The sequence below is a fragment of the Acinetobacter sp. CIP 101966 genome, assembly GCF_000369725.1.
In the GTDB taxonomy this organism is placed as follows: Bacteria; Pseudomonadota; Gammaproteobacteria; order Pseudomonadales; family Moraxellaceae; genus Acinetobacter; species Acinetobacter lwoffii_Q.
This window is the reverse complement of record NZ_KB850160.1, coordinates 27,132-39,797: the sequence shown is the minus strand read 5'-3', so window position 1 is coordinate 39,797 and position 12,666 is coordinate 27,132. Positions and strand designations below refer to the sequence as shown.

At 42.5% G+C, this 12,666-nt stretch carries 15 protein-coding genes; 11 read left to right on the top strand and 4 right to left on the bottom strand.

Annotated features, from left to right (window positions below; genetic code table 11):
- Window positions 1–124: 124 nt before the first annotated feature.
- From recR to F891_RS06250, 3 genes are read right to left on the bottom strand one after another with little or no spacing between them, the layout of a single operon-like run.
- A complete protein-coding gene (gene recR / locus F891_RS06260; protein ID WP_005100074.1) occupies window positions 125–721 on the bottom strand; it encodes a recombination mediator RecR in 597 nt (198 codons plus the stop codon).
- A 13-nt stretch (window positions 722–734) separates the two neighbouring features.
- A complete protein-coding gene (locus tag F891_RS06255) occupies window positions 735–1,064 on the bottom strand; it encodes a YbaB/EbfC family nucleoid-associated protein (protein ID WP_004278699.1) in 330 nt (109 codons plus the stop codon).
- A 28-nt stretch (window positions 1,065–1,092) separates the two neighbouring features.
- Window positions 1,093–2,280 (bottom strand): O-succinylhomoserine sulfhydrylase, encoded by a 1,188-nt coding sequence (locus tag F891_RS06250; RefSeq protein WP_005100072.1) that lies wholly within the window; start codon window positions 2,278–2,280, stop codon window positions 1,093–1,095.
- Between the two features lie 142 nt (window positions 2,281–2,422).
- Here F891_RS06250 and F891_RS06245 point away from each other — a divergent pair, with 142 nt between their 5' ends.
- From F891_RS06245 to F891_RS06195, 11 genes are all read left to right on the top strand, one after another.
- Window positions 2,423–3,520, top strand: coding sequence for an alpha/beta fold hydrolase (locus F891_RS06245; RefSeq protein ID WP_005100070.1), 1,098 nt, complete (start codon window positions 2,423–2,425; stop codon window positions 3,518–3,520).
- Window positions 3,521–3,581: 61 nt separating this feature from the next.
- On the top strand, window positions 3,582–4,454 hold the full coding sequence (locus F891_RS06240) for an NAD(P)-dependent oxidoreductase (protein WP_005100067.1): 873 nt from the start codon (window positions 3,582–3,584) through the stop codon (window positions 4,452–4,454).
- 86 nt (window positions 4,455–4,540) lie between these two features.
- Complete coding sequence (locus F891_RS06235; protein ID WP_004278704.1) at window positions 4,541–4,810, top strand: YARHG domain-containing protein; 270 nt, start codon at window positions 4,541–4,543, stop codon at window positions 4,808–4,810.
- 31 nt (window positions 4,811–4,841) lie between these two features.
- The gene (locus tag F891_RS06230; RefSeq protein WP_004278705.1) at window positions 4,842–5,255 is read left to right on the top strand and encodes an HIT family protein; all 414 of its coding nucleotides are present in this window, start codon (window positions 4,842–4,844) and stop codon (window positions 5,253–5,255) included.
- A 344-nt stretch (window positions 5,256–5,599) separates the two neighbouring features.
- The gene (locus tag F891_RS06225; protein ID WP_004278706.1) at window positions 5,600–6,733 is read left to right on the top strand and encodes a porin; all 1,134 of its coding nucleotides are present in this window, start codon (window positions 5,600–5,602) and stop codon (window positions 6,731–6,733) included.
- Between the two features lie 436 nt (window positions 6,734–7,169).
- A complete protein-coding gene (cydP, locus tag F891_RS06220; protein ID WP_004278707.1) occupies window positions 7,170–7,361 on the top strand; it encodes a cytochrome oxidase putative small subunit CydP in 192 nt (63 codons plus the stop codon).
- Entirely contained in the window at window positions 7,361–8,947 is a 1,587-nt protein-coding gene (locus F891_RS06215) for a cytochrome ubiquinol oxidase subunit I (protein ID WP_005262762.1), read from the top strand. The genes cydP and F891_RS06215 overlap by 1 nt, the downstream gene beginning before the upstream one ends.
- Window positions 8,944–10,089: a cytochrome d ubiquinol oxidase subunit II gene (gene cydB / locus F891_RS06210; protein ID WP_004278709.1), complete on the top strand. Its 1,146-nt coding sequence runs from the start codon at window positions 8,944–8,946 to the stop codon at window positions 10,087–10,089. The genes F891_RS06215 and cydB overlap by 4 nt, the downstream gene beginning before the upstream one ends.
- Window positions 10,090–10,115: 26 nt before the next feature.
- Window positions 10,116–10,217, top strand: a complete 102-nt coding sequence (gene cydX / locus F891_RS17320) for a cytochrome bd-I oxidase subunit CydX (protein WP_004278713.1) — start codon at window positions 10,116–10,118, stop codon at window positions 10,215–10,217.
- Between the two features lie 3 nt (window positions 10,218–10,220).
- The gene (locus F891_RS06200) at window positions 10,221–10,523 is read left to right on the top strand and encodes a cyd operon YbgE family protein (RefSeq protein ID WP_004278714.1); all 303 of its coding nucleotides are present in this window, start codon (window positions 10,221–10,223) and stop codon (window positions 10,521–10,523) included.
- Window positions 10,524–10,627: 104 nt separating this feature from the next.
- Window positions 10,628–11,932 (top strand): IS4 family transposase, encoded by a 1,305-nt coding sequence (locus F891_RS06195; RefSeq protein WP_005104965.1) that lies wholly within the window; start codon window positions 10,628–10,630, stop codon window positions 11,930–11,932.
- Between the two features lie 14 nt (window positions 11,933–11,946).
- Here the strand turns inward: F891_RS06195 and F891_RS06190 are convergent, their stop codons facing one another.
- On the bottom strand, window positions 11,947–12,615 hold the full coding sequence (locus F891_RS06190) for a DUF6988 family protein (RefSeq protein WP_005247214.1): 669 nt from the start codon (window positions 12,613–12,615) through the stop codon (window positions 11,947–11,949).
- Window positions 12,616–12,666: the final 51 nt, after the last annotated feature.

The window sequence follows — 12,666 nt, the reverse complement described above, 5'->3', positions numbered from 1 at the left end:
ATTTTTGTATAAAAAATAACGTCAATTCTGCCCTATTTCCTAAAAAATGGCGCTTACTTATCAGGATTTATATTCTAATTAATATCTTTTTTATATTAAAACTAACAAGATATTTAAGCTTAGCTTACTTCATGCGCATCCGGTTATGTACTGCCTGACTCAAGGTATGACTGTCGACATATTCCAGCTCACCACCTTGTGGTACGCCCTGGGCAATTCGGGTCATCTGGATCGGCAAATGCTTACTGGCCTCAACCAGATAATGCGCCGTAGCCTGACCTTCTACCGTGGCATTGGTTGCCAGAATCACTTCTTTCACCTGACCATTGGCCAAACGATGCAATAAGTACGGAATACCGATTTCTTCGGGACCAATACCATCCAGTGGCGATAAATGTCCGCCCAATACATGATATTTACCTCTGAAACTACCACTTTGCTCAATCGCCATGACATCTGCAGGTGATTCCACTACACAGAGCAGTTCATCATCACGATCCAGAGAGCTGCAAATATTGCAGACTTCGTCTTCGGTCAGAGAATGACAGACTGAACATTCATGAATGTGATTGGTTGCCTCAGTCAGCGCATGTGCCAGACCAATAGCACCCTCACGATTTTTCATGATCATATGCAATGCCATACGTTGAGCCGATTTTGGCCCAACGCTTGGCAAAATGCGTAATGCTTGAACGAGTTGATCAAAACGATCACTAAACATTGCGCATTCTTCCTTAGAACATACCTGCAAGACCAGGCGGTAAACCCATGCCTGAGTTCGCTGCTTTCATTCTTTCGTCAGATACCACTTCTGCCTGACGTGCTGCATCATTCATTGCAGCTGCAATCAGGTCCTCGATCATGTCTGGATCATCCTGAAGTAATTCAGGATTGATTTCGATACGCTTCACTACGTTACGGCAAGTCATGGTTACTTTCACCAGACCGCCACCCGCCTCGGCATGCACTTCAGTTTGCGCAAGCTCTTCTTTGGCTTTTTTTACGTTGTTTTCAACTTCTTTCTGCATGCGCTGAGCTTGCTGCATCAACATGTTAATGTTCATAAATATCTCCGAACATAAATTTATAAAATTAAATCAGGTCTAAACCGCGACGAATATCCTGGATAATATCACCAATCTCTTCCAAACCAACAGATACGCGAATTAAACCTTCACGAATACCAGCGGCTTCTTTGGCTTCAGGCGACAATTTACCGTGTGTCGTGGTCGCCGGATGGGTAATAGTCGATTTTACATCGCCCAGATTGCCGGTAATCGAAATAAACTGGGTATTGTCAATGACAGTCCACGCTTCCTCACGGCCACCTTTGACTTCAAAAGACACAATACCGCCAAAACCGCTCTGCTGTTTTGCTGCCAGTTCATGACCGACATGCTCAGGCAGGCCCGCATAATATACTTTTTCTACTTTTGGATGCTGATTCAAAAATTCAGCCAGTTGCTGAGCACTTGCTGAATGTTCACGCATACGCAAACGTAGTGTCTCCAAGCCTTTCAGGAAGACCCAAGCATTGAATGGGCTCATTGACGGGCCTGTGGTACGCACGTAGCCGAAGATTTCTTCTAGTAACTTGTGATTACCTACGACAGCACCACCCAAGGCGCGGCCCTGACCATCCAGATATTTAGTCGCAGAATACACTACCAGGTCTGCACCAAATTTGATTGGTTGTTGTAACACCGGTGTACAGAAGCTGTTATCAATCGCCAGTAAAGCATCATTGGCATGCGCAATATCAGCGAGTCCCTGTATATCGGCTACTTCCGCTAAAGGATTCGATGGAGATTCAACAAAGAGAATTTTTGTTTCAGGCTTGATGGCATTTTTCCATGCATCAAGATCGGTCAAATCAACGAAATCAACGCTGACGCCAAATTTTGCGACATATTTTTCAAACATGGAAACCGTAGAGCCGAAGACAGCACGTGAACAGATCACATGATCACCCGCTTTTAAAAAAGCCATCATCACTGCCATAATGGCAGCCATACCTGAACTGGTGGCGACGGCGCGCTCTGCACCTTCAAGTGCAGCTAGACGCTTTTCAAACATGGCAACGGTCGGATTGGTAAAGCGAGAATAGATATTGCCCGGTTCCTGGCCTGAGAATTTAGCTGCGGCTTCTGCAGCATTTTCATACACAAAAGACGATGTTAGAAAAATCGGTTCGCCATGCTCACCTTCAAAAGTGCGGGTATGACCGGTACGAATGGCTAAAGTTTCTAATTGGTAAGAAATATCGTCTTGCTGGCTCATCGCTTTACCTCAGCCCTCAGGCTGCCTTTTGTAAAAATTTGCCAACATTTTGAGCGCCTAAGCTATTTCAGGTCAAGGCATAATAAGCGATTATTGCTTAGACTTCGATCAATCCTCCCGCGGATACGGATATTTTATTTACATGATTCAGTTAAAACAAAACTTTCAACGCCAGCAAAAAAAATTGAAACACCTCAGCACCCGGGTGTTTAATGCCTCCTCACTGATCCTGTCGCAAAAAACCCCTTTTGAATATATTGCCGGCACCGAGTTTTGCAAGATTCGTTATTACGCTTCACCTGAGAAAAAATATAAGGAGCCTCTGGTTTTCATCGCACCGTTAGCCATTAATATGGATATCTATGATCTGTATCCTTATCGCTCTCTGGTCAAGCATTTTCAGCATAGCGGTTTTGATGTCTATCTGGTGGAATGGAAACGCTTTAACTTTAAGCACCGTCACCTGAATTTTTTATCTTTTATCGATGCAGCCATTCCTCAATCCATTGAAACCATCTGCAAGCATTCAGGCAGTCAGTTCATTTCCTTACACGGCTGGAGTATGGCTGGGGTGTTTGTCACGCTCTATACAGCCCTGCATTCGCCTGAACATGTCAAGAATCTGATCGTGGTGGGCAGTCCTATCGACAGTTATGCGTCAGGACGTGTCGGCAAACTTTTTTCTACGACCAATAAACTGATTTCTAAAAATAAGAATTTGCAACAGGCCATTCATCAAGGACTGATCCCGAAGCAATATATTCATACGCCGGGTATTGTAAATGCCTTGGGCTTTAAATTACTTGATCCGATTGGCTGGCTAAAAAGCCAGAAGCAGTTTTTGCTGAATCTGGATCATGTCGAAGATGTCTATGAACATGCCACCATGGGGAATTTCCTGAACAAGATGATCGATTATCCGGGCGGGATTAATCAGGACATGGTTCTGCATTTATGGCTGCAAAATCCTTTAAAATACGGTTCTATCACTTTAGATGGTCGTATTGTTGATCTTAAAAATATCAGCTGCTCCCTATTGGTAGGTGCAGGTCAAACCGACCAGATTGTCACAGAACAGTCAGCTAAGCCTTTGATGGAATTGACAAGTAGCCAGGATAAGACGTTTACTCTTATACCGGGTGGTCATCTTGGACTAATGTCGAACCAGAAAACGGCAAATACATTCTGGCCCAAAATGACGACCTGGCTGGTGCAGCGCTCTACACGTCTTGATGTTTAGTGTAGATTCCCCGCACCAGAAAAAATATTAAATAGCTTTAAACATATTCAGAGGGTACAGCATGATTCAGTCAGTGGCATTTATCGGCCTAGGTGCAATGGGTTTTCGTATGGCAGCACATTTACCCAAGCAGTTTGATACGGTCTATGTCTGGAACCGCAGCTTTAACAAAGCAGAGCAACATGCTGCTGAATATGGCACCCAAGCCGTCACACTGGAACAGGCCGTACAGGCAGATGTGATTTTTTCATGCTTGCCAACTAGCGCTGACGTTGAACGACTTCTGGAAAATTTACCGCTTAAATCCGGTTCAGTCTGGGTCGACTGCACCAGTGGTGTACCGGATTCTGCCCAAAAACTGGCAGTACAACTGGCTGAACATGGGGTAATCTTTCTGGATGCACCGGTCAGCGGTCAAACCATTGGCGCTGAAAATGGCACGTTAACTGTGATGGTGGGCGGTAATGCAGAGGGCTATGAACAAGCCCTTCCTGCGATGCAGGCTTTTGGCAAGCTGATCAAGCATGTGGGTGAATCTGGCGCAGGTTTTGCAGTGAAGGCCGTAAATAATATGTTAATGGCTGTAAACCTGTGTGCCGTCGCAGAAGGCTTTACTACACTGAAAGCGCATGGGGTAAACTTGCATGAAGCGCTGGATTGTATTAATGCTTCAAGTGGTAAAAGCATGGTGACTGAAACCGTTTTGCCGCAGCGTATTTTAAACCGCAGTTTTCCTGTAACCTTTGCCCTGCCACTCTTGGCCAAAGATACAGGCATTGCAATCGACCTTGCGCGTGAAGCCAAAATTTCTGCGCCTGTGCTCTCGTTGACCCAGAATCTGATTCAAGCGGCCAGCGATCTGTCGGATAAAAACAGTGATTTTTCCAGTGCTGTGAAAATGTATGAATCATGGAGTAATATTACCATCGAGTAATATCTCGCCATTGAATAATGATAACGAAACCTCATATTGTGACTAGTAGGCAGGCACATATAGTGGATAACCCAGAGGAAACTCTCATGAAGAAATTTTCTGTTGCAGCATTGATTGGCTTTGCAACTTTGTTCGGGGCTTCAACATCGGTTCTTGCATCTGAACAAGAGTGCAAAAAATTAAAAAATGATCATGACGTGATTTATGCGTCTAAAGGTTTCTGTTTCAAAGATCCTGAAGCAAAAGCCAAGTTTGGTAATGACAATTGCTATACAACCAAGCCAAAATTCTCGGAAAAAGAGCAACAACGTCTTGACGCGATCAAAGATCGTCAGAAAGAATTGAACTGTAAATAATTCAGTTTAATGACGCTCAAGGAATATACTTATGACTTATGATGATCAGAATATTTTTGCACGAATTCTACGCGGTGAACTTCCTGCGATAAAAGTGTATGAAGATGACCAGGTTCTTGCATTTATGGACATCATGCCTCAGGCAGAAGGTCATACTCTCGTGGTTCCGAAAACTCCGGCGATCACTTTACTGGATCTACCCCCTGAAGCTGCAGCCTATACGATTCAGATCGTACAGAAAGTTGCAAAAGCCATTGAAAAAGGTTTAGGTGTGGACGGTATCGTGCTGATGCAATTATCAGGGGCCGCAGCGGGTCAGACCGTACCACACGTACATTTCCATCTGGTTCCTACCTCTTTGCACAATCTGGGCAAACATGCAGCACAAATGGGCGACCAGGAAAAAATTAAAGCGCTGGCTGAGAAAATTAAAGCTGCCCTTTAAGCTATTCTTAATACCTAAAAATGGAGCTTCGGCTCCATTTTTTATGTCTGATGTATTGCACCCTGAATTAAGCCACTCAAATATCAGTAAAAGTCACCTAGCCTATTTTTAGGTTTTGCAGCAAACACCGAACTTAGCTGCATTTGCATCAATCCTGCTTACCCCACTCATAATCCTATAAAAAATAAGACAATGATTGTGTTTAATATTTCTGAAATATTTCCTTAATCATATTGACTTATTTGTAATGAATACTTGGCACCAATAGAGCAGTAGATGTTTCAAAACAATACTGAAACTTGTTTTTAAGACGATGAATAAAAAAGTCTTTATTGGAGCAACACATGAAAAAAACGTTATCTGCATTAGCAATCGGGGCAACAATTTTAACACCAGTGATGGCAGCTGCTGCTGATGTTAAAGTGTATGGTCGTGCACACGTTTCTTTAGATTATCTGGACGATGGCCAGGATTATAACGAAGTAGGTCTTTCTTCAAACTCTTCACGCCTAGGCTTTAAAGCTGAACAAAAACTAGAAAATGGTATGACCGTATTTGGTCAAATCGAACAGGAAATTAACTTTGCAAGTGGTTCTGCAAACGATGATGTTGAATTTGCAACTCGCGATACTTTTGTTGGTTTAAAAGGTGATTTCGGTCAAGCGCGTATCGGCCGTTTTGACAGCCCATTCAAAGTAGCACGTGGCCCGGTCAACTTCTTTGGTGATATGGTCGGTGATGTTCGTAACGTCACACGTGCTGGCAACTTGCGTTTTGATGAACGTAATAACAATACCATTGAATATAAATCACCTAAGTTTGGCGGCGGCTTTAATGTTTTAGCAGCACTTTCTTTACACGAAGGTAATAGCCCTGATAGCGTGTCAACGTCTTCACCAAAAACTACTGTAATTGAAACTGTGAATGGTCCAGTAACAGTAGTCGTACCGGGAACCACAACTACTACCAATAAAGATAATCGCGATGATAAAGCATACGACCTCGCTTTAACCTATAAAGAAGGTAAAGTTGATTTTGCTGCTGCCTATGAACATTATGAAGAAGATGCAGGTCGTGGCGAACGCGATGGTTTCCGTATTGCTGGTGCTTACAAAATCACCCCTGAATTCAATCTGGGCGGTTTATACCAATTCCTTCAACATGATAATTCTGAAGCAAACCCAGATGCACAAGTATTTGGTGTAGCCGGTGAATATAAATTTGCACCAAAAACCTCATTCCGTGGTGAAGTATTCCACCGCGATGTCGATGCCGATGATGCGAATGCAACTTTACTGGCAATCGGACTTGAACACCGTTTAGATCCAACAGTCCGCATTTATGGCAACATAGCAACTGTACTAAATGATGAAAACTCAAACCTTACCCCTTGGGCACAAGGTCGTACCAATGCTGTAGGTGGCGCACGCGGTGAAGACAGCCTAGGTCTTTCTCTAGGCATGCGTTACGACTTCTAAGTCCAGTCTCCCTCACAAAGCTTAAAAAGAACATGCCTCCAGCATGTTCTTTTTTTGGTGTGTTTTTTATCAATATAAATATAGTGAGAAAGATTGTGACACTGATATTCAACCCTCATAAAACCAACCAGTTTAGTTTGATTAATTTTATTCTTTATTTTAAAACCAAGCATTTTAATCAGATTAAAAAATATTAATCCAACTAAAATAATCTACATTAAAATATATAAATATAAGCATTTTAGTCGGATTTAAAAACCGATAAAATTACATAAAATAATAAAAAATATTTAGAATAAATTTTAACTCATATAAATATATATTTAATATTTTCAAACACTTATAAATATATATTTATTTAAACTGTATCGTCTATTTATTTTTTAGTTACAATAGATTAATAATATACAACAAGTCATATAACAGGCTTAGTCGAATGAGCTTAGTTCCCAAAAATCTAAACCAGAGAGTGGTTAGAGAAATAACCGCTATTTTAATTATCAAGGTTATTCTACTGATGGTAATTAAAAATATCTGGTTTGATGCGCCTACGATTCCTAAAAATTTTGATAACCAAGTCGCCGAGCGTATCGCCGGCAATCCTTCCCAAATCCAGGAGACACGTTGATGATTTCTGAAAGCGTGGTCGATCTCTCGCGGTTCCAGTTCGCCATGACCGCGATGTATCACTTTATTTTTGTTCCACTGACGCTAGGTCTGGCATTTCTGCTTGCCATTATGGAAACCACCTATGTGATTTCCGGCAAAGAAATCTACAAAGACATGACCAAGTTCTGGGGAAAGCTGTTTGGTATTAACTTTGCCTTAGGGGTAACCACGGGCCTGACCATGGAGTTCCAGTTCGGAACCAACTGGGCTTATTACTCGCATTATGTCGGTGATATTTTCGGTGCACCACTGGCGATTGAAGGTTTGATGGCCTTCTTCCTTGAATCGACATTTATTGGCTTGTTCTTCTTTGGCTGGGATCGCCTGTCCAAAGTGCAACATCTGGCAGTAACCTGGCTGGTGGCTTTAGGCTCGAACATGTCCGCACTCTGGATTCTGGTCGCCAATGGCTGGATGCAAAACCCGGTCGGTTCGGCATTTAACTATGAAACCATGCGTATGGAAATGGTGGACTTTGCTGCATTGATCTTTAATCCGGTCGCTCAGGTTAAATTTGTGCATACAGTATCTGCCGGTTATGTCACAGGTGCCATCTTCGTCCTGGCTATTTCAAGTTACTACATGCTGAAAAAACGTGACTTGCCTTTTGCACGCCGTTCTTTTGCCATTGCAGCCATCTTCGGGCTTGCTTCTACACTTTCAGTGATTTTACTGGGTGATGAATCAGGGTATGAGCTGGGCGATGTACAGAAAACCAAACTGGCAGCGATTGAAGCAGAATGGGATACTCACCCTGCACCTGCGCCATTTACTTTGTTCGGTATCCCGAATAAGGAAACCATGACTACAGATTATGCAGTGAAAATTCCTTATGTAATGGGTCTGATTGCTACACGTTCTACGACTGAACAAGTTACAGGTATTAAGGACCTGCTGGTTCAGCATGAAGCGCGTATCCGTAATGGTATGGTGGCCTATTCACAACTGGAAAAATTACGTGCTGGTGATCAGTCTCCAGAACTGAAAACCGCTTTTGAAGAAAGCCAAAAAGACTTAGGTTACGGTCTACTTCTGAAAAAATACACACCAAATGTCGTTGATGCTTCTGAAGAGCAAATCAAAGCAGCTGCTAAAGACACTATTCCACACGTACCAAGCCTGTTCTGGGCATTCCGTGCCATGGTAGCTTCCGGCTTCCTGATGCTACTTCTATTTGCACTGGCAACTTTTGCGGTAGCAAAACGTAATGCTGAAAACAAACCATGGTTATTGAAATTTGCATTATTTGCACTGCCTTTACCTTGGGTTGCTGCGCAAACTGGCTGGTATGTAGCAGAAGTAGGTCGTCAACCATGGACTATTGGTGAGGTATTACCGACGCATCTTTCAGCATCAAGCTTAAGCACAGGTGATGTCTGGGGTTCAATCCTCGCATTGGCAGCATTCTATACCGTGTTACTGATTATCGAGATGTATCTGATGATCAAGTTCTCACGTCTTGGCCCAAGCTCACTGCATACTGGTAAATACCATTTTGAAAAGCTTGCAGCTGCAGAAAAGTCAAATGGGGAGACTCACGCATGATCGAATATGAATTATTAAAAATCATTTGGTGGGTGCTGGTAGGCGTATTGCTGATTGGCTTTGCCCTCACCGACGGCTTCGATATGGGCTCCATGGCGATCATGCCATTTGTGGGCAAAAATGATAGCGAGCGCCGTGCAGCGATCAATACCATTGCGCCGCACTGGGACGGTAACCAAGTCTGGTTTATTACTGCCGGCGGTGCTTTGTTCGCTGCCTGGCCAATGGTCTATGCAACCGCCTTCTCTGGCATGTACTGGGCACTGTTGCTGGTACTGTTTGCCCTATTCCTGCGTCCGGTCGGTTTTGACTATCGCTCAAAACTGGAAAATACCAAATGGCGCAATTCATGGGACTGGGGTCTAGCCATTGGTGGTGCAGTGCCTGCATTGGTCTTCGGTGTGGCATTCGGCAACATGTTCCTGGGTGTACCATTTACTTTAGATGAAACTGTACGTTCTACTTATACTGGTAGCTTCTTTGCACTACTGAATCCGTTTGCTATTGTGTGTGGTCTGGTCAGCTTATCGATGCTGTGTGCACATGGTGGTGCATGGTTAATGCTGCGTACTGATGGTGACCTACGCCAACGTTCTGCCAAAGCAACACAAATCATGGGTCTGGTTTATCTGGTTACCTTCCTGGCTGCAGGCGCTTGGCTGTACTTTGGTGGTATTCAAGGTTATACACTGGTTACACCTTTTGATACCAATGGTGTTGCCAACCCGCTCGCCAAAGAAGTGCTGACCAATGCCAATCCAGGCTGGATGAATAACTACTCGACTTATCCAATCACGATGGCAGCGCCTATTGTCGGCATTTTGGGCGGTTTGATCATTGTACTGGCAGCAGGTAAAAATAAAGCAGGCTTGAGCTTCCTGGGTTCATCTCTGGCAGTTATCGGTGCAATTCTGACTGCTGGTTTCGCCCTATTCCCTTTCCTGATGCCTTCAAGCATTAACCCGGTTGCAAGTCTGACCATGTGGGATGCGGTATCTAGTAAAAATACCTTAACCGTTATGACCGTTGCTGCCTGTATCTTTGTTCCACTGATCCTGATCTATACCACTTGGTGTTATTACAAGATGTGGGGCGTGATTACCAACAAACACATTGAAGATAATTCACACAGCCTGTACTAAGGGCTGTGTCTTAAGGAGAGACAACTATGTGGTATTTTGCTTGGATTCTGGGTGTACTGATGGCATGTTTTGCCAGTGTGATTGCTGCCATTTACATGGAACAACACCAAGACCTAGATGAGGAATAAAACATGACCGAAGCTGCGCTTGAGAAAACCGTTGTAGACAAGAAACCAAACAAATTTGCGATGATGATTTCCTGCCTCCTGGCTTTTCCTCTCGCAGCAGTGTTATTGGTTCATCCTTCTGCAATGCTGGATGCCAACGGTGAATATAGCCATAGTGCCATGATGTATATCATGATTGGTATTTCTGGAGGCTTTGTCCATGGTGTTGGCTTTATGCCGCGCCACTGGTTCTGGAAATGGTTGTTTAGTCCATTCTTGGCATGGCCTTTAATGATCTGGGGCTATTACACCTGGTTTCTCAGTTAAAGTATGAAATTAAAAAAGCCCTCAAGTGAGTAATGCCAGTCAGTTAAGCAGACATTAGAAAAATGTAGTAAAAATGAGTGTATGCCAATACGCTCATTTTTTTTATGACTTTATCTGAAAATTTAGATTGCACCCTTCAACATTCTTTGCCTTCACTCAGCCATTTCAGTGAACTCATTGATTTAAACTGGATTAAAGAAAGCCTACATCAAACAGGTAAGGCTTCTATCAGGAGAAGAAAATTACCTGCCGAACATGTGGTATGGCTGGTAATTGGGCTTGCCCTATTTCGAGATCAACCGATCGGGTATGTCGTAGAGCAACTAAAACTTGTGTTTGGTACAACAGAATATTGTGTCCCCAGTGCAGCAGTGCAAGCACGACAACGTTTAGGACGAGAGCCCTTGAATACCTTGTTTTCTCTACTCAGCCAAGCCTGGTTTGAAGAATCCCAACAGCAATACTCAAACTTTCATGGCCTTAGTGTATGTGCTGTTGACGGGGTGGTTTGGTCTATGCCTTATACAGACGAGAATTTTGAACACTTTGGCTCATCTAAGGGTAAAACCGCTGCAGCCCCTTATCCACAAGTGAGAGCAACCTGCCTGGTAAATACCAGCACCCATGAAATCATTGATGCCCAAATAGGTAGCATGGATCAGGGTGAACTTACACTGGCAAATCGATTATGTCCTCCATCGCATAGTATTACCTTGTTTGATCGAGCCTATTTCTCTGCTGATTTCTTGATTGACTGGCAAACACGAGTAGAAGCCAGTCATTGGTTAATGAGAGCAAAAGATAATTTACGCTATGAGATCATTAAACGTAATTCCCCGCATGACTTTCAAATCAAAATGCCTCTTTCAGCTAGAGCCAGGAAGCTAAATCCATCATTAGGAGAATATTGGGAAGCGCGTTTGATTGAAGTTGAGCAGGCAGGGAAAATTAGACGTTATATCACTTCATTAATGGATTCAAAGGCATATCCACTGATAGGCTTGGCGAAGCTTTATGCCCAGCGCTGGGAAATAGAAATGTGTTACCGAGAAATCAAAAGTGATTTACAGGAAGGTAAGCATTTGAGGAGCAAGCAACCTGATTTAATTTATCAAGAATTATGGGGGGTCTTCATTGCCTATAATATTCTAAGAAGACAAATGAAACATATGGCTCAACGTGCAAAAGTCAGTCCTTTGAGAATCAGCTTTCATATTGCCTCTATCAGCATCCTGAATATATTAAGATTTGATTCTTTAGACTCCGCAGGGAATTTACCTAAACATCTAGAAAGTTTACTGGAGAAATCGAGGAGGTATGTTTTGCCTGAGAGAAGGGTTAGAAGTTGCCCACGAGTTGTGAAAGGAAAACCGCAGAAATACCCAAGAAAATGCCAGTCAATTTCTTAACTGACTGGCATTACTCAAGTGAGGGCTTTTTGATATCGCTTATCGATTTCTGCTTTTTGTTCTACTGTTATATCACTCTGCATCTGGAAACAATTTCTATATTGCGCATGAATGTGATGAATATACTTTTCTTTACCCGCATGTCTTAACAATATTTGTGCAGCCATCGTAATAAATCCATTTACTTGTTTAATAATCACAAGCATTTGCTCATCAGCTAATCCTGCTCTTTTTTGAATTAATGAATTTCGTCCTGTATGAACAATAGAATGCAAATGTTTTAATGAGTAAAATTTAAACTCTTTAAATATCTCTACTATATGAGCTATCTCTACAATATTCTCTAATTTCGTTATCATTTCTACTGCTGTCGGGATTTTAATATTCTTTAAAAGGTCATCTGCATTATTTAATTCAAACTTTTGTATTTCTTGATTTGAGGCAACCATAAGTAACCAGTAAGCTCTAACGACCGCCTCAAACTGAATTCTAAACAAGGCAAGCGCAGATATATCTCTTTTTATTTCCAGTAAACTGAGAATAGCCACACCATGCTCAATCGACAATTCACAGCATTGATAAACTATCTCAAGCCGAGGCCCACCCTCCAAAAATATTGAATTATTTAATTCACTCCCAAGCTCTACCAACATTTTTTCTGATTCACGAAAAATATTACTCAAACTTAACTTCCTTTTTATACTTAATAGAGATTTATGTTTTGTTTTAAGAAT